21 protein-coding genes, 2 tRNA genes and 2 riboswitches are annotated in these 22,951 nt (G+C 33.4%); of the genes, 5 read left to right on the forward strand and 18 right to left on the reverse strand.

Annotated features, from left to right (window positions below; all coding sequences use genetic code 11):
• Nucleotides 1-253 precede the first annotated feature (253 nt).
• The 7 genes from RAH41_RS21810 to guaA form a co-directional block, all read right to left on the reverse strand.
• Nucleotides 254-1,939 carry a glycerol-3-phosphate dehydrogenase/oxidase gene (locus tag RAH41_RS21810; RefSeq protein ID WP_331225377.1) on the reverse strand — a complete coding sequence of 562 codons (1,686 nt, stop codon included), beginning with the start codon at nucleotides 1,937-1,939 and terminating at the stop codon, nucleotides 254-256.
• A 131-nt stretch (nucleotides 1,940-2,070) separates the two neighbouring features.
• Nucleotides 2,071-3,561, reverse strand: coding sequence for a glycerol kinase GlpK (gene glpK, locus RAH41_RS21815; RefSeq protein WP_331225378.1), 1,491 nt, complete (start codon nucleotides 3,559-3,561; stop codon nucleotides 2,071-2,073).
• Nucleotides 3,562-3,579: 18 nt separating this feature from the next.
• Nucleotides 3,580-4,404 carry an MIP/aquaporin family protein gene (locus tag RAH41_RS21820; RefSeq protein ID WP_331225379.1) on the reverse strand — a complete coding sequence of 275 codons (825 nt, stop codon included), beginning with the start codon at nucleotides 4,402-4,404 and terminating at the stop codon, nucleotides 3,580-3,582.
• A 324-nt stretch (nucleotides 4,405-4,728) separates the two neighbouring features.
• Entirely contained in the window at nucleotides 4,729-5,286 is a 558-nt protein-coding gene (locus RAH41_RS21825) for a glycerol-3-phosphate responsive antiterminator (protein ID WP_331225380.1), read from the reverse strand.
• A gap of 111 nt (nucleotides 5,287-5,397) precedes the next feature.
• On the reverse strand, nucleotides 5,398-6,726 hold the full coding sequence (locus tag RAH41_RS21830; protein WP_091024967.1) for an NCS2 family permease: 1,329 nt from the start codon (nucleotides 6,724-6,726) through the stop codon (nucleotides 5,398-5,400).
• Between the two features lie 170 nt (nucleotides 6,727-6,896).
• Nucleotides 6,897-6,995, reverse strand: a riboswitch (purine riboswitch).
• 462 nt (nucleotides 6,996-7,457) lie between these two features.
• Nucleotides 7,458-7,658: a hypothetical protein gene (locus RAH41_RS21835; RefSeq protein ID WP_331225381.1), complete on the reverse strand. Its 201-nt coding sequence runs from the start codon at nucleotides 7,656-7,658 to the stop codon at nucleotides 7,458-7,460.
• A gap of 427 nt (nucleotides 7,659-8,085) precedes the next feature.
• Complete coding sequence (gene guaA, locus RAH41_RS21840) at nucleotides 8,086-9,621, reverse strand: glutamine-hydrolyzing GMP synthase (RefSeq protein WP_419471641.1); 1,536 nt, start codon at nucleotides 9,619-9,621, stop codon at nucleotides 8,086-8,088.
• Between the two features lie 146 nt (nucleotides 9,622-9,767).
• A riboswitch (purine riboswitch) is annotated at nucleotides 9,768-9,870 on the reverse strand.
• Between the two features lie 190 nt (nucleotides 9,871-10,060).
• Here guaA and RAH41_RS21845 point away from each other — a divergent pair.
• Both RAH41_RS21845 and RAH41_RS21850 read left to right on the forward strand, forming a co-directional pair.
• Nucleotides 10,061-10,408 carry a QacE family quaternary ammonium compound efflux SMR transporter gene (locus tag RAH41_RS21845; protein WP_025672133.1) on the forward strand — a complete coding sequence of 116 codons (348 nt, stop codon included), beginning with the start codon at nucleotides 10,061-10,063 and terminating at the stop codon, nucleotides 10,406-10,408.
• Nucleotide 10,409: 1 nt separating this feature from the next.
• Entirely contained in the window at nucleotides 10,410-10,730 is a 321-nt protein-coding gene (locus tag RAH41_RS21850; RefSeq protein WP_056470039.1) for a DMT family transporter, read from the forward strand.
• 58 nt (nucleotides 10,731-10,788) lie between these two features.
• Here RAH41_RS21850 and RAH41_RS21855 read toward each other — a convergent pair whose 3' ends face one another.
• Both RAH41_RS21855 and RAH41_RS21860 read right to left on the reverse strand, forming a co-directional pair.
• Nucleotides 10,789-11,547, reverse strand: coding sequence for an N-acetylmuramoyl-L-alanine amidase (locus tag RAH41_RS21855; RefSeq protein ID WP_331225383.1), 759 nt, complete (start codon nucleotides 11,545-11,547; stop codon nucleotides 10,789-10,791).
• A gap of 147 nt (nucleotides 11,548-11,694) precedes the next feature.
• Nucleotides 11,695-12,099, reverse strand: a complete 405-nt coding sequence (locus RAH41_RS21860) for a hypothetical protein (RefSeq protein WP_331225384.1) — start codon at nucleotides 12,097-12,099, stop codon at nucleotides 11,695-11,697.
• Between the two features lie 225 nt (nucleotides 12,100-12,324).
• On the opposite strand from RAH41_RS21860, the gene RAH41_RS21865 reads away from it, so the two are divergent.
• The gene (locus RAH41_RS21865) at nucleotides 12,325-13,176 is read left to right on the forward strand and encodes an ATP-dependent DNA ligase (RefSeq protein WP_331225385.1); all 852 of its coding nucleotides are present in this window, start codon (nucleotides 12,325-12,327) and stop codon (nucleotides 13,174-13,176) included.
• A gap of 562 nt (nucleotides 13,177-13,738) precedes the next feature.
• On the opposite strand, the gene groL is transcribed toward RAH41_RS21865, so the two are convergent.
• Nucleotides 13,739-15,364 (reverse strand): chaperonin GroEL, encoded by a 1,626-nt coding sequence (gene groL / locus RAH41_RS21870; protein ID WP_331225386.1) that lies wholly within the window; start codon nucleotides 15,362-15,364, stop codon nucleotides 13,739-13,741.
• 59 nt (nucleotides 15,365-15,423) lie between these two features.
• Nucleotides 15,424-15,708 (reverse strand): co-chaperone GroES, encoded by a 285-nt coding sequence (gene groES / locus RAH41_RS21875; RefSeq protein WP_331225387.1) that lies wholly within the window; start codon nucleotides 15,706-15,708, stop codon nucleotides 15,424-15,426.
• A 275-nt stretch (nucleotides 15,709-15,983) separates the two neighbouring features.
• Here groES and RAH41_RS21880 point away from each other — a divergent pair, with 275 nt between their 5' ends.
• A complete protein-coding gene (locus RAH41_RS21880) occupies nucleotides 15,984-16,655 on the forward strand; it encodes a CPBP family intramembrane glutamic endopeptidase (RefSeq protein ID WP_331225388.1) in 672 nt (223 codons plus the stop codon).
• Nucleotides 16,656-16,695: 40 nt separating this feature from the next.
• On the opposite strand, the gene RAH41_RS21885 is transcribed toward RAH41_RS21880, so the two are convergent.
• The gene (locus RAH41_RS21885; protein ID WP_025672092.1) at nucleotides 16,696-17,322 is read right to left on the reverse strand and encodes a redox-sensing transcriptional repressor Rex; all 627 of its coding nucleotides are present in this window, start codon (nucleotides 17,320-17,322) and stop codon (nucleotides 16,696-16,698) included.
• A 161-nt stretch (nucleotides 17,323-17,483) separates the two neighbouring features.
• Here RAH41_RS21885 and RAH41_RS21890 point away from each other — a divergent pair, with 161 nt between their 5' ends.
• Nucleotides 17,484-19,409 carry an ABC-F family ATP-binding cassette domain-containing protein gene (locus RAH41_RS21890; protein WP_331225389.1) on the forward strand — a complete coding sequence of 642 codons (1,926 nt, stop codon included), beginning with the start codon at nucleotides 17,484-17,486 and terminating at the stop codon, nucleotides 19,407-19,409.
• Nucleotides 19,410-19,627: 218 nt separating this feature from the next.
• Here RAH41_RS21890 and tsaD read toward each other — a convergent pair whose 3' ends face one another.
• From tsaD to RAH41_RS21920, 6 genes are all read right to left on the reverse strand, one after another.
• Nucleotides 19,628-20,650: a tRNA (adenosine(37)-N6)-threonylcarbamoyltransferase complex transferase subunit TsaD gene (tsaD, locus tag RAH41_RS21895; protein ID WP_419471642.1), complete on the reverse strand. Its 1,023-nt coding sequence runs from the start codon at nucleotides 20,648-20,650 to the stop codon at nucleotides 19,628-19,630.
• Nucleotides 20,647-21,099, reverse strand: coding sequence for a ribosomal protein S18-alanine N-acetyltransferase (gene rimI, locus RAH41_RS21900; RefSeq protein WP_331225390.1), 453 nt, complete (start codon nucleotides 21,097-21,099; stop codon nucleotides 20,647-20,649). Before rimI ends, tsaD begins: the two co-directional genes overlap by 4 nt.
• A gap of 9 nt (nucleotides 21,100-21,108) precedes the next feature.
• Nucleotides 21,109-21,801, reverse strand: a complete 693-nt coding sequence (tsaB, locus tag RAH41_RS21905; RefSeq protein ID WP_331225391.1) for a tRNA (adenosine(37)-N6)-threonylcarbamoyltransferase complex dimerization subunit type 1 TsaB — start codon at nucleotides 21,799-21,801, stop codon at nucleotides 21,109-21,111.
• Nucleotides 21,782-22,249 (reverse strand): tRNA (adenosine(37)-N6)-threonylcarbamoyltransferase complex ATPase subunit type 1 TsaE, encoded by a 468-nt coding sequence (gene tsaE, locus RAH41_RS21910; protein ID WP_331225392.1) that lies wholly within the window; start codon nucleotides 22,247-22,249, stop codon nucleotides 21,782-21,784. The genes tsaB and tsaE overlap by 20 nt, the downstream gene beginning before the upstream one ends.
• Nucleotides 22,250-22,561: 312 nt before the next feature.
• Nucleotides 22,562-22,637: transfer RNA gene (locus tag RAH41_RS21915), tRNA-Asp, on the reverse strand.
• A 4-nt stretch (nucleotides 22,638-22,641) separates the two neighbouring features.
• A tRNA-Met gene (locus tag RAH41_RS21920) sits at nucleotides 22,642-22,718 on the reverse strand.
• Nucleotides 22,719-22,951: the final 233 nt, after the last annotated feature.

Raw genomic sequence — 22,951 nt, forward strand, 5'->3', positions numbered from 1 at the left:
TAAATCATATCATTTAAAGCTTGTTTTAGTCAACAACTTTTTAAATGTTTTATATTTTTATTCGTGTTTGTTTTCCCTCGTTTGGGACAACATAGAATAATATATCAGCTATTTGGATTAATTACAATACTAAAATAAAAGTAATATTATTCTGAATGTTTTATTTGGTTGAGCTCTTTATTAACAATGGTAACTGTATTTACCTTAATATAACTAATCAAAGGATGCTTCATAATGAAGCATCCTTTGATTCTTATGCTAACGTTGCATTCTTCTTTAATTTTTCAATTGGCTTTACTGCTTCTACTAATGCTTGATCTAGCTCAGTCGTGTATTTTGCTTTTTGTTCCTTACTCCACTCTAACTTTATTGACATAAATTCAATTACTGCGTCCTTCCATTCATATACCCAATGAATATTAAAGAACAATCCACCCGTACGACGAATAAAAAAGTCCACTGGTTTTACAACCATCTCAAATTCTATTGCATATAAAAGCGGTACGAATACATCTATAGGTAGATTATATTGATAAAACACCATTCTGTGCTCACTTGCTAACTGAAATAACGTATCAACATTGGAACCATAAAATTTTGTAAAACGTTCAGCTTGATTTTCTGACAAACCATATTTGATTCCTTCTTTGGTTTTTTCAGAAATATATTTAGAAAATTGTGATGCTCCACCTACATGTCCACCAGAGATCGGCATATGTTTTGTCTTACTTTTTATATTGTTAGGATTGTATCCTTCCTTTTTCAGTAATTCAGTTACATAGTCGATTACCGTTTCAGCCATTTTTCGATATCCCGTTAACTTTCCACCAGCAATTGTAATTAATCCAGAATTTGAAGTCCAAATTTCATCTTTGCGTGAAATTTCGGATGCATTTTTTCCTTCTTCATATATTAACGGACGTACTCCCGCCCAACTTGATTCTATATCTGTTTTCGAGATGTTGACTGTTGGAAACATATAGTTGATTGCATTAATAATGTAGTTACAATCTTCATTTGTCATTTGTGGTTTTGCAGCATCTTCATTATAAAATGTATCCGTTGTACCAACATATGTCTTTCCATCTCGAGGAATCGCAAATACCATCCGTCCGTCTGGCGTATCAAAATAGATTGCTTGACCGAGTGGGAAACGACTATGGTCAATCACTAAATGAACACCTTTAGATAACTGTAATACTTTACCTCTCTTTGAATGATCCATTTCTCGTAGCGAATCAACCCATGGCCCCGCTGCATTTACAATTTTTTTACCATATACTTCATACACTTCACCATCTAATAAATCAACGACAATAACACCACAAACTTTACCATCTTTATATAAAAAACCATCTACTTTAGCGTAATTCACTGCTTTTGCCCCATGAGCAATCGCTTCTTTCATTACTTCAATTGTTAAACGAGCATCATCTGTGCGGTACTCTACATAGTATCCGCCGCCTTTTAACCCTTCTTGTTTTACAAGTGGCTCTTTTTCGATCGTTTGTTCACGATTAAACATTTTTCTTCGTTCACTTCTTTTTACACCAGCTAAAAAATCATAAATTCTTAATCCTATTGATGTACTAAATGCACCAAATGTGCCACCTTTATGAAAAGGTAATAACATCCATTCTGGAGTTGTTACATGTGGACCATTTTCGTAAACAATTGCACGTTCTTTTCCCACTTCTGCTACCATTTTTACTTCCAATTGTTTTAAGTATCGTAATCCACCATGTACGAGCTTAGTTGAACGACTAGATGTACCTGCGGCAAAGTCTTGCATTTCAAATACGATTGTTGATAGTCCCCGTGTAGTAGCGTCTAATGCAATACCAGCTCCAGTAATACCTCCACCGATTACGATTACATCTAATTCTCTTTTATTTACTGTTTTTAAGACATCTTTTCGTAGTGCACCTGAAAATTTCATGGCTTTTCCTCCTTAATTACGAAAAAAAGAGACCGCAAACATTACTATAGAAATTCTTCTATAGCATGTTGCGGTCTCTCTAAATCTCTTACCGAAATATTAACTTGTTTCTATTTTAACACTATACTATGTTATTTAAAAGCTTTTGTTGCTTCGATTGCTTTTTTCCAACCACTGTATAGTTCTTCTCTTTTTTCATTTTGCATTTCTGGTTTAAATCTCGTATCCATATTCCATTGTTTTGAGATAGTCTCTTGATTTTCCCAATAACCAACAGCTAAACCTGCTAAATAAGCTGCACCTAAAGCTGTTGTTTCATTTACTTCAGGACGTTCAACCGGGACATCTAATAGATCGCTTTGGAATTGCATTAAGAAATTGTTCTTAACTGCTCCCCCATCTACACGTAAAGTTTTTAGTTCAATACCAGAATCAGCTTCCATTGCACATAAAACATCTTTTGTTTGATAAGCTAATGCTTCCAGTGTTGCACGAATAAAATGTTCCTTCGTTGTTCCACGAGTTAAACCAAAAACTGCCCCGCGTACTTCACTATCCCAGTAAGGAGTACCTAGGCCAACAAATGCAGGTACGATATAAACTCCATCTGTAGATTCAACTCTAGTAGCATATTCTTCACTCTTACTAGCATCTTTGAACATACGCATACCATCACGTAACCATTGAATAGCAGAACCTGCTACGAAAATACTTCCTTCTAAAGCGTATTCAACTTTTCCATTTAGGCCCCATGCAATTGTTGTTAATAAGCCATGATTAGATTTTACCGCTTTTTCACCAGTATTCATTAACATAAAACAACCAGTACCATAAGTATTTTTCGCCATTCCTTCACCAAAGCAAGCTTGACCAAATAAAGCAGCTTGTTGGTCACCAGCTATTCCTGCAATTGGTACATTTTGACCAAAGAAATGGTAATCAACAGTATGACCATATATTTCAGAAGAAGATTGTACTTCTGGAAGCATGCTTTTTGGAACAGTTAGCATTTCAAGTAGTTCATCATCCCATCTTAATTCATGAATGTTATACATTAATGTACGTGATGCATTTGAATAATCTGTAACATGTACATTACCACCAGATAATTTCCAAACAAGCCAAGTATCAATTGTTCCGAATAATAATTCACCACGTTCTGCTTTCTCTCTTACACCTTCAACATTATCAAGAATCCACTTAACTTTTGTTCCAGAGAAATAGGCATCAATTAATAGACCTGTTTTTTCTTGAACAATCTCTCCAAAGCCTTTCTCTTTTAAGTCATCACAAATCTCACTCGTTTGACGTGATTGCCACACAATCGCATTATAGACAGGTTTTCCAGTTGTTTTGTCCCACACAACTGTTGTTTCACGTTGATTTGTAATACCTATACCCGCAATTTGCTCAGGTTTTACATCTGCTTCACTTAAACAAGTAGCAATGACAGCTAAAATTGATCCCCAAATTTCTTGCGCATTATGCTCAACCCATCCTGGATTTGGAAAATGCTGTGTAAATTCTTTTTGTGCAACATGAACTATTTTGCCATCTTTATTAAATAGAATTGCACGAGAACTTGTTGTACCTTGATCTAAAGAAAGAATGTATTTATTCATAATCGTCCCATCTCCTCATTAAGCAACTACTTTTCTATTATTTGTATGACTTTGACTCTTTTTACTTGTCAAATAAGAAACTATTAAAATACCAATTGTTACAATCCCTACATAAATAATTGCAGAATTATACTTACCTTCAAAAATAATTTGATAGAATAGTCCTGCAAGTGATCCTCCTAATATTGGCCCAACAACTGGAATCCATGCATATTTCCAATTCGAACCTCCCTTACCGGGAATAGGTAATAAAAAGTGTGCAATGCGTGGTCCTAAATCACGAGCTGGATTAATTGCATAACCGGTCGTCCCACCTAATGATAAACCAATGCTAACAATTAAGAAACCTACGATAAAAGGATTTAAACCATCTGCAAATTTATTTGAACCAATTGCTAAAATACCGAACACTAAGATGAACGTTCCAATCAATTCACTTAAAAGATTTGCAAATGTATTAGGTATAGCAGGACCTGTTGCAAATACACCTAACTTTGTTCCTGGATCTTCAGTTTCTTTCCAATGCGGTAAGTAATGTAAATAAACAATTGTTGCTCCAATCATTGCACCAATCATTTGTGCTGCGATGTATTCGGGTACTTGACTCCATGGAAATGAGCCTTTAAAAGCTAATCCTAATGTAACTGCTGGATTTAAATGAGCTCCACTACTACTTCCTACTGCATATACAGATATTGCAACTGCTAAACCCCATCCTAGAGTTATTACAATCCAACCTGAATCTTTAGCAAATGATTTTTTTAAACTTACACCTGCACAAACTCCTCCACCTAAAACAATTAGCAAAGCAGTTCCAATTAATTCCCCTAAAAATGCTGACATAATTTCACTCCATCCACATTCTGATTAAATTAAGTTTTCTCGTGATCGAAAATAAATTGAATGGCCATTCTTTTTAAAAATAACTCCGTTAATATAAGCTGTTGATTTAATAAAAAGAAGTATCGAGACAATGAGTATGTGATTAGTGCATACCAACTATTAACTGAGCCTAAAAACAAAAAGACCCACAATCAATCAGTTTCTATTAATAAATAGAAACAATTAATTGTGGATCTCTTCATTTCTCCGTCACGTTTATTAACTTGTCTTTTATGCTAACCTCAATTGAAAGCGGTGTCAAAAGAATTTTTCATATTTTTGCCACTATTTTAGAAACTGTTTCCATAAGTCTTTGTCCGATGTTGTAATTGCTGTAGCACCTGCATTCAAAGATGCATCCACATCTTCAATGGTTCTAATAAATCCACCAGCTAAAATAGGTATACCAGTTCTTTCTTTTACCTCTGTAATAACATTGGTTAGTGCTCCTGGTAGCACTTCAATGTAATCAGGCTTTGTTTTTTCTAATAACACTAAACTTTTTTCCATTGCTCCAGAATCAATTAAAAAGATCCGTTGGATGGCAATTACCCCTTTTTGTTTAGCCTTTAAAATAACATTGGATTTAGTAGAAAGTAATCCATCTGGCTTGTATTCTTGACAAAGAAATTCGGCTGCATGCCCATCACTTTGTAAACCATGTATTAGGTCGACATGTAAAAATACTTTCTTTCCATGTTGCTTAGCAAGAGAAACTACACTTTTCAATTGACCGATATGAATATCAAGGATAACAATATATTTATACGAAGTAGTTAATAATTTTTCTAAGTCTTTTATTTTTCTAACCGCTGGTAGAATTTTTTGTTCATGAAAATCCATCAATATTACCCCTATAGAATTTATTACTTTTATAGTACACAATATAAAAAAAAAGAAAAAGCCTGTACAAAGAAAGAATTTTCTTTGTACAGGCTCTTTTTAATTTAAGTTCTACTCTCTGAAATACGCTAAGAATAGTAGGAAGACTACAAATAATACGTACATCACAGGATGGATTTTTTTCGCTTTTCCAGCTGCGATCATTGAAATCGGATAGAAAATGAAACCAACCGCAATACCAGTTGCAATACTATATGTTAATGGCATTGCAATAATTGTAAAGAATGCTGGAACAGCAATTTCAAACTTTTTCCAATCAATTTGACCTATTGATGAAACCATTAAAACTCCGACTACGATTAAAGCAGGTGAAGTTACCGCTGCAGTTACTACTCCTAAAAGTGGTGCGAAGAATAATGCTAATAAGAATAAAATGCCTGTTACTACTGCTGAGAAACCAGTACGTCCACCAGCAGCTACACCAGCAGTTGACTCAATATAAGAAGTAGTAGTACTTGTACCTAAAGTAGAACCAACTACTACAGCTGTTGCATCAACCATTAATGCTTTACCAGCTCTTTCAAGTTTGTTTTCTTTTAATAATCCAGCTTGGTTAGCTACAGCTACTAATGTTCCAGTTGCATCAAAGAAATCTACAATAAAGAAAGTTAATACTACAGCAAACATTTTACCTGAAGAGAAAACATCTGGAATATGTTTAATTGCTTGACCGAATGTTGGAGCAATACTTGGTACTGGACCAACAACTGAAGATGGTAAGTCGATAATTCCAAAAATCATACCTGCAATTGCAGTAATGATCATACCTAAAAATACACCAGCTTTTATTTTTCTAGCCATTAAAACTACAGTAATAACTAAACCGAAAATCGTTAATAAAACAGCAGGTTCATTTAATTTACCAAGTGATACAAATGTCGCAGGGTTACTTACGATAATACCTGAGTTTTTTAAACCAACAAATGTAATAAAGAATCCAATACCGCTACCAATTGCTAATTTTAATTCAATTGGAATTGCATTTATAATTTGTTCACGAAGACCTGTTAATGAGAGAATGATAAAAATGATACCTGATACGAATACGCCAGCTAATGCCGTTTGCCATGGAATACCCATTCCAAGAACTACGTTAAAAGCAAAGAATGCATTTAATCCCATACCTGGTGCTAAAGCAATTGGATATTTCGCATAGATCCCCATTAAAATCGATCCATATGCTGCAGCTAAAGATGTAGCTACAAAGATTGCCTCTTTATTCATTCTTAGAGCTTCTGGGAAATCTTTTATATCTGATAATGATAAAATCGATGGATTAACAAACAAAATATAAGCCATTGCTAAGAATGTAGTTAAACCAGCAATTGTTTCTTGACGATATGATGTGCCTAACTTGTTGAACTCAAAATAATTACTGATACGTTCTTTCATGTGATCCTCCTATATTTTTAGTCTTAAAAGTCGGTCTCAATTGTATAAAATAGAAAAGGCGCTTTTACACATTAGTAAAAGCGCCTATCACGAGCAGTTTCATTCTGATTTAATAACCCGAGAATAATAGAATAATAGCAATTTGGTGGGTTAATAAACTTCAGAAATCATTACTTCGTAGTCCGCCGTTTACGGTGGCGGGTAGAGACGCTAGTCCATATTTACTAGCCTATACGACAAGTTATGACAAATAATTTATTTAATTTACATCCTTATAATACAATCAGTTTTCATTAGTGTCAACAAAAAAACGAACATTTTTAATAAAATATCCGTTTTTGTTCGTTTTTACCATATTTTAGTTATATTATTGTACTTAATCATTTGTATTTAAAAGAATGAGTAAGGAAAAAATATCTTATTAGGATAAAAAAAACATCTTAAAGGTTGTTATAAACCTACCTACAGGCATTAGCCCTTTTTAAATAAATAATACAATAAAAAAGCAATAATGAAACAAAAAAGTAACTGAAACATACTAAACGTATTTACTTCATTAATTATTTGATATACTTTCTTACTTCCTAAAACACCACAGTATAGTATAAATATGAATGTAATGCTGAATAAAATAGTTTGTTTTACCCAACAGGGAATTAGAATCCATATCTTTAATAATTTTTGCATTTTCCATCTCGTCAGGGTAAAAATCAATGTTATTATAATCCAAATAATATAACAATATATTTAGCAGTTTCAATTGCAAGATCAGCCGGTACTCCGCCATTAATTAATATACTTGCAATTCCTGATTCTTGAATTTTTTGTACTTTTTCAATATAACTCGCAATTTTATAGAAACTTTTAGATATATTTTTAGCTTGTGTTTTACCAATTTTCTTTGCAAGTTTACCTTCCAACCATATACCAGAATATCTTAATGCATTAACTGCAACTTTCTTTGCTACAGATGTAATTATATTCCTTTGTTGTGTTTCACTTCATTCAAAGGAATATTATTCATAATCATTTCTAATTCTTCTTGAGTTAATACCATTTCATCATTCTGTACTGTTTCAAAATCATTTACTTTTTCTTCTTCGGCAAATGCTGGTAACGTACCTGTAGTAAATATTGTTGAAGATAGAACAACAATTATCCCCTGTTTAAACCACTTGTTTAACCACCATTATATACCTCCAATACTAGTATTTAACATCTAAACAATAGCACAATGTATATTAATAAATTGGAACTATATTTTACAAAATGAAGTCTATTCGGTGTCCAATTTATGCAAAAAAAGCCATAAACCTTGTAGATCAAGGTTTATGGCTTTTTTAATTATTATTCCCACTCAATAGTTGCAGGTGGCTTACTAGTTACATCATAAACGATACGGTTTACGTGTTTAACTTCATTTACAATACGAGTTGAGATTTTTTGTAGAACATCCCAATCAATACGTGCCCAGTCGGCAGTCATTCCATCGATAGACGTAACTGCACGAATACCTACAGTGTAATCATACGTACGTTCGTCACCCATTACACCAACGCTGCGGATGTCAGGTAAAACTGTGAAATATTGCCAAATTTCTTTATCTAAACCAGCTAAAGCAATTTCTTCACGTAAAATTGCATCTGATTCACGAACGATTTCAAGTTTTTGATCAGTAATTTCACCTAGTACACGAATTCCTAAACCTGGTCCTGGGAATGGTTGTCTCCAAACGATTGCATCTGGAATTCCTAGTTCAGTTCCAACTGCACGTACTTCGTCTTTAAATAAAGTATTTAAAGGCTCAATTAACGTGAATTGCATATCTTCAGGTAATCCACCTACATTATGATGTGATTTGATCGTTTGAGCTGTAGCTGTACCGCTCTCGATAATATCTGTATAAAGAGTTCCTTGAGCTAAGAAGTCCATACCTTCTAATTTAGCTGCCTCATCATCAAACACATAGATGAATTCATTACCGATAATTTTACGTTTTTCTTCTGGATCAGAAACTCCAGCAAGTTTGCTTAAGAAGCGCTCTTTAGCATCTACTTTAATAACGTTCATGTTGAAGCCTTCGCTAAACGTCTTCATAACGCCTTCAGCTTCATCTTTACGTAATAAACCGTGGTCAACAAAGATACATGTTAATTGATCACCAATTGCTTTATGAATTAAAACTGCAACTACTGAAGAATCAACACCTCCACTAAGTGCACAAAGTACTTTTTTGTCACCAACAGTTTTACGAATATTTTCAAGTTCTACTTCAATGTAGTTTTTCATTGACCAGTTTGCTTCACACTCGCAAATATTGAATACGAAATTCTTTAATAGGTCATTTCCATATTCAGAATGACGAACTTCTGGGTGGAATTGTACACCATACATTTTTTTAGCTTCGTTACTCATTGCTGCAATTGGGCAAGAAGCACTAGTTGCATCAACAACGAATCCTTCTGGTTGTTGAATTACTTTATCACCGTGGCTCATCCAAACTACGTGGTCTGATGGTAGGTCTTTCAATAAAGCTGAAGGATTTTGAATATTTAATTCTGCTTTACCGTATTCACGTTGGTCAGCTCTAGCTACCGTTCCACCAAAATGTTGCGTCATTAACTGCATTCCGTAACAAATACCTAAGATTGGAATTTCTAAATCAAAAATTGCTTCATCACAGAAAAAAGCATTTTCACCATATACGCTATTTGGTCCGCCAGAGAAAACAATCCCTTTAGCACCCATTTGTTTAATTTCTTCTGCAGTTATTGTATGAGGACGTAATTCACTATAAACGCCAAACTCACGGATACGTCGCGCTATAAGTTGGTTATATTGACTTCCAAAATCTAGTACTACAATTGTGTCATGTTGTTGCAAAACGGTCACCCCATCTATATATATTTGAATTAACGTATCAGTTAAACTGATACTATTTTTCCCAAAAAAAATAAAAAAAGCCGATTTTCTCCTCTATTTACATACGAAAAATACGTATAAGAAGGCAGAAAATCAGACTAAGTTAAACAAAGTCAGGCTGCCTTCATAGTCAGGGCATGTTACGGCACCCCGGTAGAGACTCTCGACCCATATTGTCGAGGATATATGAAGAATAATGACGAATATTGTATTATTGTCTCATTCTAACAATGTATAATTTTTCGGTCAAGGTATTTCATTGCATAAAAAAAATAAATTTTTGTGTAAACGTTACAACTTGTCATGAATAAAATTATAGTGTATCTTTTAACTAACGAACGGTAGGTAGTTTATCAAAACGAAATCGTTTATTTAGTCTGCTATAGGGGAGAGATTTTTTATGAGTTGGATTTACTTAGTTATAGCGGGAGTTTCCGAAATTGCATGGGCATTTGGACTAAAATACTCAGAAGGATTTACAAATTTGTTGCCAACAATTTTAACGATAGCAGGGATCTTGTTCAGCTTTTATTTATTTTCAAAGGCAATAAGAGATATTCCAATTGGTACTGCATATGCAGTTTTTACAGGAATCGGCGCCGCTGGGACAGTTATTATAGGAATGTTATTTTTAAATGAATCAGCTTCTATCTTAAAAGTTATTCTTGTTATTACATTATTATCTGGAATTATTGGCTTAAAATTAACTTCAGGTGATAAAAAAGCAGAGAAAGGAGATGCAGCATAAAATGGCATGGTTATTCTTATTTATTGCAGGTTTGGGCGAAGTTGGCTTTGTCATTTTTATGAAGTTATCTAATAATTTCAAAAAACTTAATTACTCCATTTTGTGTATTCTATCTGGATGGACTAGTTTTTACTTATTATCAAAGGCCTTAAAGGTTATACCTGTAGGAACAGGTTATACAATCTGGACTGGGATTGGAGCCGCTGGTTCTGTTTTAATTGGAATGTTGTTCTTTAATGAATCACGAGAATGGAAGAGACTACTATTTATCACCTTAGTAATTGGATCTGTTATAGGTTTAAAAATCATCTCACCTCATTAAAAAAGTCCCTATTTGAAAAGAAATAGGGATTTTTTTTTGAATTATGAGATGGATCCTTTTAAAACAGCTTGCCCCAAGTGTTTTTTCCAACAATGCCATCAACAACTAATCCATTACTTGCTTGGAATTTTTTAACTGCATTTTCAGTAACTGGTCCAAAAATTCCATCTGCCGTTATTTTAAGCTTTTGTTGAACATTTTTGACAGATTCACCTCTTGATCCTACCTTTAAAATACCAGGGTATGGAACTGGATCTGTTTGGGTTTTTGGGGGATTCAAGATTGCATTTACTTGTGCTTTAAACTCGTTAAATTGTTCGGGGTTTTCTATGAAGGTTTTTGGACATGGCTTATGTGTTATGTCATAATGTCTTACAATGTCATTTGCACTTAATTTAAACATCTTACACAATTCAGCAATTACTCTGATCGTACGTGTTAATGTATATTGTGAAATAGTACCATCCCTTTCGACACACATTTCTACACTGATTGAAAGCTTATTTGCGTTCGGAGCAAGGTCATCTACCCCCCTATATACACCACCATTACTATTTCTTTCATAATGATCATTTGCGTGATAAGCTACTTCATCAAGGGGGATAATACAGATTGCCTCTTTCGAATCAACAAAAATATGGGCAGATGCATATGTTTTATTTTTAATCGCTACCCCATTAAAATACCTTTGGTGACTTTGTGCACTTGCCCCTGGATTGGCTGTCCAATGTAACACAATTTTTCTAACTTCTTTCAATTTTATTGACGGCCTCGTATACTTGTTCATCGAAATAAATTCATTTCTCCAAGTTGCCAAAATTAGCACTCCTTTTCAATATTAGCATGTCCAAAATAACCATCTTTCGAATGCTTGGACATGTATATTAATACAGTATTCTAAAAGAAACATTTCGTTACATATAAAAAAGAGAGTATTAGATACTCTCTAAAATGTTTGACTAAACTACTTATTTTTTACTGGTTTAACATAAATTGCTTGTGATGAATTAACAGATATACAACCATCCAAATCAGTCTCTTTTAACAATCCCAAATTAATAGCGGACTTGATTTTATCTCCATCTGGTTTTCTAACAATTTGTATTAAATCAGTCAAGTTAAGTTCTTCTAATTTATTAATTGTTTTCTCCTCATTAAATTTCTCTTTTCTCCTTATAATTCGTTCAAGTTTTAAATCATTAATAATTAGCTCACCTTTTTCATTCATTCCAACTTGATGATCAAAATATCCATGAAAAATCTTTTGTAATTCTTCTAACTGATTTTCTATATCTTTCTTTTTTTGACTCAAATCATAGTACTCGTTCAACATCAATTCCGTAATTTTGAAATTATTTTTCCTCCCCATTTCATAACACCACTTTTCATAAGAAGATAATTAATCTTATTGTGAAAATAGACGAGTTATGACTTGAAATACATTTGAAATAAAAGTACATTAACTAGTGGAAGACTAAAAATAGTGTGAATTATTTCTAAATAATAAAAAATATTTATGTTAATTATATATCAATAAAAAAGAAAGGAATCTTGATTATGTTGAAAAGCAACAATCATGATAGCGAAATGAAAAATGTTTATTGAGCCAATGCTATTACAAAATGCAGATAAACCATTTGATTCCGATCAACATTACTTTGAATTGAAGTCAAATGGTGTTCGAATGATGCTTGAAAGGCAAAATGGAAAGAATAAACTTTTTAATCGAAATGGTACCGAGATTACGGAGAGAATTCCTGAACTCGAAAATATCGACTTAGATGATTGTTACTTAGACGGTGTTTTAGTTTGTTATAATAACGGCAGAGAGGATTTTGAAGCGGCAACCAATCGAGTAAGTTTTATTCAAGAATACAAAATAATACAAGGAAGCAAACAATTTCCATTAACATATATCGTTTTTGATATTTTACGTCTTAAAAATAAAAATTTAATGAAAGAACCTTTATCATATCGAAAAAAAATCCTTTCAGAAACGATAGTAGATCAAGAATCAATTAAAAAGAGTTTTTATATTGAGTCGGAAGGTGAGATGCTTTTTGAGCAAATTAAAACTCTAGGACTTGAAGGTATAGTAGCCAAATCAAAAGACTCCACTTATATACCATCGCATCGATCACTAAATTGGTTAAAGATCATTAACTGGAGATATAGTAACTACTATATAACTGGCTATAAAAAACAAGGAATGGGATTATTAATCTCGGAATTAAAAAATGGTGAATATATAAATGTAGGGATAGTAGAGTTTGGGATGAATACTGGCCAAAAAACAGCTTTCTTTAGTCTAACTAAGCATATAAAAACTGGTGAAGACAAAAATTATATTTATGTAGAGCCGTTAGTTCGATGTGTGATAAAAAATAGAGGTCAATTAAATAGCGGAGATTTAATTGAACCAATATTCCATGACTTTATCGTTTAAAAAATAACTTTAAGATCTACCCCCCTCTAATGTAGAAAGTATTAGTAGCTTTTTACTTACAGGAAGGGGTTTTTTATTTTCTATTTAAATATAAGCCATAATATGATCAACCAAAATGGTATAGAAAATAAAAGACCAAAAAGGCATCCTCTATATAAACCAAAATTCATCTAAATCATCCTTAAAAAGGTATTTGATATAATTGAAATAACGCATCAAAGTTTTTCTACTTTTATCAAATTTACTATACATATTTAAACTATAAATAGTCAATAAAGCCTAAGTCTTATTTAATTCAATTGCTCCAATCTAATACCAGTTAGTTATTCTCATTATCTACGACTCAGATAGTACATAAACGAAACATAAAAAATAAAAAACTTATAAATGCCCCAAGTCAGAAATTATTAAGTTTGATAATGGAAAATAATATGAAAAGAATAATAATTTTTTTTGTTAAAACGGAGTTGATTTTTTTGTGAAAAAGAACAATCACTATTTTAAGCTCTCGGAATTTTATGCAAAAAAAAAACCCTTGATTCCTCAAGGGTTTTTTTCTTTATTACATCATGCCGCCCATGCCCATGCCGCCCATGTCAGGCATTGCTGGAGCATTTTTCTCAGGAATGTCAGCTACTACTGCTTCAGTTGTTAAGAACATAGCTGAAACAGATGCTGCGTTTTGAAGTGCAGAACGTGTAACTTTAGTTGGGTCAACGATACCTTCTTCAATCATGTTTACCCATTGTCCGTTAGCAGCATTGAAACCAACGCCAACTTCCGCACTTTTTAATTTCTCAATAATTACTGATCCTTCTAGACCAGCATTTGTAGCGATTTGACGCACTGGAGCTTCAAGTGCACGTAATACGATGTTGATACCTGTTGCTACGTCACCTTCTGCTTCGATTGCAGCTACTTTATTATATACGCTCATTAATGCAGTACCACCACCAGCTACAATACCTTCTTCAACTGCAGCACGTGTAGAGTTTAAAGCATCTTCAATACGTAATTTACGCTCTTTTAATTCAGTTTCAGTTGCAGCACCAACTTTGATTACTGCTACACCACCAGCTAATTTAGCTAAGCGCTCTTGTAATTTTTCGCGATCAAATTCAGAAGTAGTTTCTTCTAATTGAGCACGGATTACGCCGATACGTCTTTGGATTTCTTCAGTTTGACCAGCACCTTCAACGATTGTAGTGTTTTCTTTTGTTACTACAACTTTTGAAGCACGACCTAATTGATTGATGTTAGTTGTTTTAAGATCTAATCCTAATTCTTCTGTAATCACTTCACCACCAGTTAAGATCGCAATATCTTCTAACATTGCTTTACGACGGTCACCGAAGCCAGGAGCTTTAACAGTAACTGCATTGAACGTACCACGTAATTTATTTACGATGATTGTTGCTTGTGCTTCACCTTCAACATCCTCAGCAATGATTAATAGTGGCTTACCTTGTTGAACAACTTGCTCAAGTACTGGTAAGATTTCTTGAATGTTTGTTACTTTTTTATCTGTGATTAAAATATATGGGTTTTCTAATTCAGCAATCATTTTTTCTGAATTTGTAACCATGTAAGGAGAAGAGTATCCACGATCAAATTGCATACCTTCTACTACTTCTAACTCAGTTGTGAAACCTTTTGATTCTTCAAGAGTAATAACTCCATCGTTACCTACGCGCTCCATTGCTTCAGCAATTAATTGTCCTACTTCTGGATCCGCTGAAGAAATTGCAGCAACTTGTGCGATTGACTCTTTACCTTCAATTGGTTTTGAGATAGTTTTTAATTCTTCGATTGCTACAGCAACTGCTTTTTCGATACCTTTACGGATACCCATTGGATTTGCACCAGCAGTTACGTTTTTAAGACCCTCACGAATCATAGCTTGAGCTAAAACTGTCGCAGTTGTTGTACCGTCCCCAGCAACATCATTTGTTTTACTAGCAACTTCTGCAACTAATTTTGCACCCATATTTTCAAATGCATCTTCTAATTCGATTTCTTTTGCGATTGTAACACCATCATTTGTAATTAATGGAGAACCGAATTTTTTCTCAAGAACTACGTTACGTCCTTTTGGTCCTAAAGTTACTTTTACAGCATCAGCTAAAGCGTCTACACCACGTAACATTGCGCGACGTGCTTCTTCACCAAATCTAATGTCCTTTGCCATGAAAATGACCTCCTTATAATATAAAAAATATATTTTTTATTTTAAGTATTTTTATTTTATTAACCTATGATTGCAAGTATATCGTTTTCGCGAAGTACTAAGTATTCAGTACCACCGTACTTAACTTCTGTTCCTGAATATTTAGAGAAGATAATGCGGTCACCTACAGATACTTCTAAAGCTATGCGCTCACCATTATCAAGTACTCGGCCAGTACCTACTGCAACAACTTTGCCTTCTTGCGGCTTTTCTTGTGCACTACCTGGTAACACGATACCACTAGCAGTTTTTTCTTCAGACTCAACAAGCTCAATTACAACACGATCACCTAATGGCTTTAACATGTGTAATACCTCCTCAATAATCAATTCATTATTTTTTAGCACTCATGTATATTGAGTGCTAACACAATTATTAGTTTAAATAATATCAAAAAATTTTGCAAGCCCGAAGCAGGCACTTTTCTTGTCGAAATTTAGTAAGTTTTTTTCTTTACAATTAAAAATAAAATAAAAAGTGAAAATTTCTTTTAAGAAACATAAGAAACGAGTAAAATAATGTACGTGTTGTTATAAGTCTTTAGATAATGAAAAAATATCAACACAAAGGAGCTAACGTATTGAAAACTAGAGATTTATGGATTTTATTAACGTATGTCGTTCTTCAATATTCAGCGGTATTTGGGGTTCCCTATTTATTAAATAGTAACTTATACGTTGGAGTGGATCAGAAAACAGCTTCTCTTGAAGCGGTGGCATTATGGGGTTGTATTAGTTTCGTAACCGGATTAATTATTATACTTACCTTATTACATAAGCCCATTTATGAAGGAATAAAGAATTTAAAAGCTAATTATCGTACAATAATAAATTGGGTTGTTTTAGGTTACTTTATAACAATGCTAACTCAAATTGTTTGTAATTTAATTTTAATTTATGTACTTAATTTACATAAGGGCTCAGAAAATACTCAAAATATCATAAACATTGCTAAGTTAAACCCGGCTTTTATTATTATCCCAAGTTTAGTTGCACCAATTTTAGAAGAGATTATTTTTCGTCGAATCATTTTTAAAAGGCTTTATAATCGTTTACCATTTATTATTTCTGCTGGGATTAGTTCTGCGATCTTTTCGCTCATGCACGGAGACTTGCCCTTCTTTTTATCTTACTTTCTAATCGGTTTTGTATTTTGTTATCTGTATAAACGAACAAACTCAATTATGGTACCAATCTTAACACATATGTTAATGAACTCTTTTGTCGTTTTTCAGCAGATTAATTTACATTAAAAACCCCCAAGTTTTTGGGGGTTTTTATTTTAATATGAATTTATTGTTGTAAAAAATATGCTAATGTTTGCAGTTCAACTGCTAAGTCTATATGATGAATGCGAATATGTTCTGGTACACTAATTCGTGCAGGTGTAAAATTTAAAATTCCTCTAATATTTTTTCCATTTAATCGATCAGCAATTGATTGTGCAACAGGTGCAGGAACAGTTAAAATAACAATTTGAATATCTTCGTTCATAACTTCCTCTAGATTATCTAGATTATATACAGGTACTCCACCTATTTCAGTACCAATTTTATTTGGATCAATATCAAATGCCATCTCAATTTTTGTATTATTATTTTTTATAAAGTTATAGTGTAAGAATGCAGTTCCTAAATTACCAACACCAATTAATGCAACTTTCATAACTTCATGCTGGTTAAGCGCTTTCGAGAAAAAAGTTAATAAATAATTTACGTTATAGCCATAACCTTTTTTACCAAGTGCTCCAAAATATGAAAAATCTCTTCTGATTGTAGCGGAATCTACCTTTACTGCTTCACTTAACTCTGCTGAAGAAACTCTTTGTTTACCTGATAAAGACAAATTCTTTATAAAACGGTAATATAAAGGTAGACGTTTAGCAGTAGCTTGTGGAATTTTAATTTGTTCCGAATCCATTTTTTAATCCCCCACTTACTGTAATTCTTTTTACTATGGTGTGTAATTTGACTTTATTTTAGTAATAAAGTACTTGTTCTAATGTAAAATATACACTATATTTAAGAATTTTGACAGTCTACAGTTACATACATAAAAAATTTTGCAATGAGGTGTTATCCATGATTCTTTTACAAGTAAATAATGTCTCAAAGTATTTTGGTAGTGACATTATACTTTCAAATATAAAATTAGAAGTTCAAACAAGTGATCGAGTTGCCATTGTTGGACGAAATGGTGCGGGAAAATCCACATTATTGAAAATAATAGCAGGTGAAATTTCCTATGATGGCGGTGAAATCAATAAACCTAAAGACGTTACTGTAGGTTACCTAGCTCAAAACTCTGGTCTACAAAGCGATAAAACGATTTGGGAAGAATATTATTCTGTATTCAATCATTTAGTAGAGATGCAAGACAATATGCGAAAATTAGAAGTTAAAATGACTAGAGAAGATGTCTACTCTAATCAAGCCGTTTATGACAAGGTTATGAATGAATATGATCATCTTCAATATACATTCAAAGAAAACGGTGGTTACCAGTTTGAAGCAGATATTCGTTCTATAATTAGTGGTTTAGGTTTTAGTAATGAAGATTACGAGACAAAAATTTCTTCGTTAAGCGGTGGACAAAAGACAAGACTGGCATTAGGTAAGCTATTATTGACGAAGCCTGATTTGTTAATTTTGGATGAGCCTACGAACCATTTAGATATTGATACTCTTAGTTGGTTAGAACGCTACTTACAGTCATACCCTGGTGCAGTATTAATCGTTTCCCACGATCGATATTTCCTTGATCAAGTTGTGAATATTGTTTATGAAATATCTAATCATAAGCATCAACGATTTGTTGGTAATTATAGTAAGTACCTTGAACTAAAGGCAGCTCAGTATGAACAAGAGTTAAAACAGTTCGAAAAGCAACAAGAGGAAATTTCTAAACTGGAAGATTTTGTGCAGCGTAATATTGCGCGTGCTTCAACAACCAAAAGAGCTCAAAGTCGTAGGAAACAATTAGATCGAATGGTTCGATTAGACAGGCCACTTGGAGACGAGTCTTCAGCTAATTTTTCTTTTACAATTGAAAAACAAAGCGGTAATGATGTTTTGTCTGTACAAGATTTATTTATTGGCTATGATCGTATCCCAACTATTGATCAGCCGATGAGATTCGTACTGAATAGAGGGGATAGTGTCGCATTAGTCGGTCCAAATGGTGTTGGTAAATCGACATTATTAAAAACGATTATTGGTGATTTAGAAAAATTACAAGGAACAATTGATTTTGGTGCAAATGTTTCAGTTGGTTATTATGATCAAGAACAAGCAAAACTAACTTCTAATAAAAGAGTTTTAGATGAACTTTGGGATGATTATCCATTAAAGGCCGAACAAGAAATTCGAACTATATTAGGTAATTTTTTATTTTCTGGAGATGATGTAACAAAAATTGTTACTTCTTTAAGTGGTGGAGAAAAGGCGAGATTAGCTTTGGCTAAGCTTATGATGAAAAAAGCTAACTTCCTAATTCTTGATGAGCCTACTAACCACTTGGATTTAGATAGTAAAGAAGTATTAGAAAATGCTTTATTAGATTACCCTGGAACAATTTTATTTGTTTCTCATGATCGTTACTTTATGAACAGATTATCCACAAAAACTTTTGAACTAGCAAAAGCAGGATTATCAATTTATTTGGGTGATTATGACTATTATCAATTTAAGAAAAACGAAGCATTTGAAAAAGAACAAGCAGAAAAAGAGGCTACATTAGCACAGGTTAAACAATCTTCTCAACCAATTTCTGATTATCAACAAGACAAAGAATTAAAGAAAAAAGCCCGTCAAACTCAGCGTCGTATAGAAGAAATTGAAAGTAATATTTCGCAATTTGAGCTTGATATAGAGACAATCGAACTTGAATTATGTAAGCCAGAAGTTTACGGTGATTTTCAATTAGTACAGGAATTAACAAATAAGAAAAATGATTTAGAAGCTAAGTTAATAGACCTAATGGAAGAATGGGAGAACTTACAAGAATAATTGATTAAACGGATAAGCTTTTTGCTATCCGTTTTTTCTTATCTACATATTTATCCACATATATACAATTATCATTTAGCTTTTACACAAATTTATACACATTATCCACAGAAAAATAGTAAAGTTATACACATTTTTGTACACATAGTTTAATAAGTTTTTAACAAATAAAAAGTACTTATCCACATTTAATTAAAAAATTGTGAATAAGTACTTTCTCACATATTCTCTAAATCCAAACCTGGATTCCCGTTTAATGCCAAATTACCTAGTTTTCCTTGTTTTAAACGGATATATGCAGCAGCACCAATCATAGCAGCATTATCTGTACAAAGTGATAGTGGTGGTATAACTAATTCTATATTACTTAAAGCATTCATCTCTTCTTGTAATGTAGCTCTCAACCCTTTATTAGCTGCCACTCCTCCGGCTAATAAAACTTGTTTAACATTATATTCTTTTGCAGCTTGAATCGTTTTTGAAACAATTACTTCAATTACACTCTCTTGGAAACTTGCTGCAACATCAGCATGTGATATTTCCTCGCCTCTTTGCTCAGCATTATGCATATAATTAATAACTGCTGACTTTAATCCACTAAAACTAAAATCATAGCTACCCTCTTCTAACCATGCTCTAGGAAAAGGAATAGTTGCATTTCCTTCTTGTGCTAGACGATCAATGTGAGGGCCACCTGGATAAGGTAATTTTAGTGTTCTAGCAACCTTATCGTAAGCTTCCCCTGCTGCATCATCCCTTGTTTCACCTATTACCTCAAAAATGCCATCTTCCTTCATGTAGACAAGCTCCGTATGTCCACCAGAAACTACTAAGGCTAGCAATGGATACTGTAATGGTTGTACAAGCTGGTTAGCATAAATATGACCCGCAATGTGGTGTACCCCTATAAGGGGTAACCCATGTGCAAATGCAATTGCTTTTGCCGCATTTACCCCAATTAGTAATGCTCCAACAAGTCCTGGACCTTCTGTAACTGCAACTGCAGCTAGATCTTCATATTCTACCTGTGCTTGCTTCATCGCTTCTTCAATTACTAAAGTTATTTGCTCAACATGTAAACGTGATGCAACTTCTGGTACGACTCCACCGAAACGTTTATGAATATCTATCTGAGTAGCTACTACATTACTTAAAATTTCATTTCCATTTTTAACAACTGCTGCGGAAGTTTCATCGCAGCTTGTCTCTATAGCGAGAATTAAACAGTTTTCATTTATCATTTCAATTTCACCCACATAACTAATGCATCCTCAAAATTATCTGTATAGTAGCTTTTTCGAATACCGCCATCTTGGAAACCTAGCTTTCGATATAGACCCATTGCTACATGATTCGAAACCCTTACTTCTAAGGTTAATGTATCAGCTCCAAGATTTTTAGCAGTTTCCATTACCGCTCTAAGTAACTGTTCGCCAAGACCTACACCCCTATAATCTGGCAAAATAGCTATATTTGTAATATGTCCCTCGTCAATAACCACCCATAATCCACAATAACCAATTATTTTCTCATCAACTTCCGCCACGATATAATTAGCAAATTGATTTGAATATAATTCATTATAAAAAGCATCATATGTCCATGGTGTAGGGAATGATAGTTTTTCAATTTCTACTATTTGATCTAAATCTTCTTCTTTCATTTTACGAAAAGCAACCGATGAGATCATAATATCCTCCTACTTTTCTTGGCTTGCTAGCCAATTAGCTTCTGCTTCTGATAATCTCAAATATTCTGGTGCAAAATTATGAACTGATTCTTCTTTTTCTTCTAAGCTACAAGTAAAGAGCTCACTTGGTCTCTGATTATTCATACTTTCTTTTGCAAAGACAGCTTTATCTTTTAAATGTTCAATAATAAATTCTTTATGAATTGATACATCATTACCAATAAATAAGATTTGTTCATCATAAGATTTAAGCTTTTCAATCCAGATACTGCGGTCAATATTGCAGTCTTCTAATACACCATTAGTAACTTGACCTCTAAAATCATAAAGACCTGTAAATAATAAGTTGCGTCTTGCATCAAATAATGGGCAAACTAATCCATTAAAATATCGTCCGTTAGCAGCTAATACCTTCAAACTCGATACACCGATAATTGGAATATTTAAAGTGAAAGCTAATGATTTAGCCACCGTAACACCAATACGTACACCTGTATAAGAGCCTGGACCTTTTGCAACTACTATTTTAGATAGTTCCTTTGGTTTTATATTGCATTCTTCCATTAAAGTACTAATTGCTGGCATTAATCGTACAGAATGGTTTTTATTAATAAATGTTATCGTTTCTCCAATAACAGATTGATCTTTTATTAGACTAATCCCCATAACATTTGTAGATGTATCAATTGCTAAAACGGTCATTGTTTATTAACTCCTTACAAATAAATTCATACCTTAATCCACTTGGAATAAAAGTAATCATTCTACCATTTTCTTCATGAGTTATTATGATTTTTAAGAATTCATTTGGTAAGTAATCTGAAATTAAATGAGCCCATTCTACAACACAAACACCTTCACCCATGAAATACTCATCAAAGCCTAAATCTTCACTACTTCCTTCTAAACGATAAACATCCATATGATATAGAGGAATTCTACCTTTATATTCTTTAATAATATTAAAAGTTGGGCTATTAACAGTTCTTTTTACATCAAGACCTTTTGCGAAACCTTTTGTAAAGGTTGTCTTTCCAGCACCAAGATCACCTTCTAATAATATTACATCTTTTTGTTGTACTAGTTGTCCGAGAAAAAAAGCAATTTCTTGAGTTTCTTCCTCAGTATTTGTATGTAAAACAATCTCCAATTACTTCACCACCAAAATTCTAACTCGTCTATTTCTAACTTTGCCATATTATATCATTTCAAAACATTAAGCGGATGTCAAACAGTAATATTCTTTTTAATAGTTTAAATAAATCTCACCTTTTAATCGCAGCCTTACCGTGTTTCTCGCTGGAATCGAGTCGAGCAGTTATTGCTTGTGTCAGCCATTGTTTTAAAAGGCTATAATAGTTAAAAGCAATAATCTTACAAATAAGGGTTAATATATTACTCATTTCAAAAAATAATAAAAAAAACGAAACAATTTTTTGTTTCGTTTTAAGAATCGTATGTATGGCGGTCCCGACCGGGATCGAACCGGCGATCTCCTGCGTGACAGGCAGGCATGTTAACCGCTACACCACGGGACCATTTTGGTTGCGGGGACAGGATTTGAACCTGCGACCTTCGGGTTATGAGCCCGACGAGCTACCAGACTGCTCCACCCCGCGATAATGTGGATACTATTTAATAGATCCATGAATTTTATTTTCGTTAAGACCATCCCAATCTCAGGATGATTATACAAGTTGCAGCTCGATTGGTATGCTGAAGTAATTTCTTCGAAGCATATTCGTTCGTGCTCCACCCCGCGATAATAAGGAAATATCCATAAAAAATCCAAACCAGGCGACGTTCTACTCTCACAGGGGGAACCCCCCAACTACCATCGACGCTGAAGAGC

Source organism: Gottfriedia acidiceleris (genome assembly GCF_036421055.1).
Lineage (GTDB): Bacteria > Bacillota > Bacilli > Bacillales > Bacillaceae_G > Gottfriedia > Gottfriedia acidiceleris_C.

Excerpts from the sequence above, each read along its gene's own strand:
- RAH41_RS21810 (WP_331225377.1), bottom strand. The coding sequence starts at position 1,939 with ATGAAATTTTCAGGTGCACTACGAAAAGATGTCTTAAAAACAGTAAAT.
- glpK (WP_331225378.1), bottom strand. The coding sequence starts at position 3,561 with ATGAATAAATACATTCTTTCTTTAGATCAAGGTACAACAAGTTCTCGT.
- RAH41_RS21820 (WP_331225379.1), bottom strand. The coding sequence starts at position 4,404 with ATGTCAGCATTTTTAGGGGAATTAATTGGAACTGCTTTGCTAATTGTT.
- RAH41_RS21825 (WP_331225380.1), bottom strand. The coding sequence starts at position 5,286 with ATGGATTTTCATGAACAAAAAATTCTACCAGCGGTTAGAAAAATAAAA.
- RAH41_RS21845 (WP_025672133.1), top strand. The coding sequence starts at position 10,061 with ATGAGTTGGATTTACTTAGTTATAGCGGGAGTTTCCGAAATTGCATGG.
- RAH41_RS21850 (WP_056470039.1), top strand. The coding sequence starts at position 10,410 with ATGGCATGGTTATTCTTATTTATTGCAGGTTTGGGCGAAGTTGGCTTT.
- RAH41_RS21860 (WP_331225384.1), bottom strand. The coding sequence starts at position 12,099 with ATGGGGAGGAAAAATAATTTCAAAATTACGGAATTGATGTTGAACGAG.
- RAH41_RS21865 (WP_331225385.1), top strand. The coding sequence starts at position 12,325 with ATGTTTATTGAGCCAATGCTATTACAAAATGCAGATAAACCATTTGAT.
- groL (WP_331225386.1), bottom strand. The coding sequence starts at position 15,364 with ATGGCAAAGGACATTAGATTTGGTGAAGAAGCACGTCGCGCAATGTTA.
- groES (WP_331225387.1), bottom strand. The coding sequence starts at position 15,708 with ATGTTAAAGCCATTAGGTGATCGTGTTGTAATTGAGCTTGTTGAGTCT.
- RAH41_RS21885 (WP_025672092.1), bottom strand. The coding sequence starts at position 17,322 with ATGGATTCGGAACAAATTAAAATTCCACAAGCTACTGCTAAACGTCTA.
- RAH41_RS21890 (WP_331225389.1), top strand. The coding sequence starts at position 17,484 with ATGATTCTTTTACAAGTAAATAATGTCTCAAAGTATTTTGGTAGTGAC.
- tsaD (WP_419471642.1), bottom strand. The coding sequence starts at position 20,650 with ATGATAAATGAAAACTGTTTAATTCTCGCTATAGAGACAAGCTGCGAT.
- rimI (WP_331225390.1), bottom strand. The coding sequence starts at position 21,099 with ATGATCTCATCGGTTGCTTTTCGTAAAATGAAAGAAGAAGATTTAGAT.
- tsaB (WP_331225391.1), bottom strand. The coding sequence starts at position 21,801 with ATGACCGTTTTAGCAATTGATACATCTACAAATGTTATGGGGATTAGT.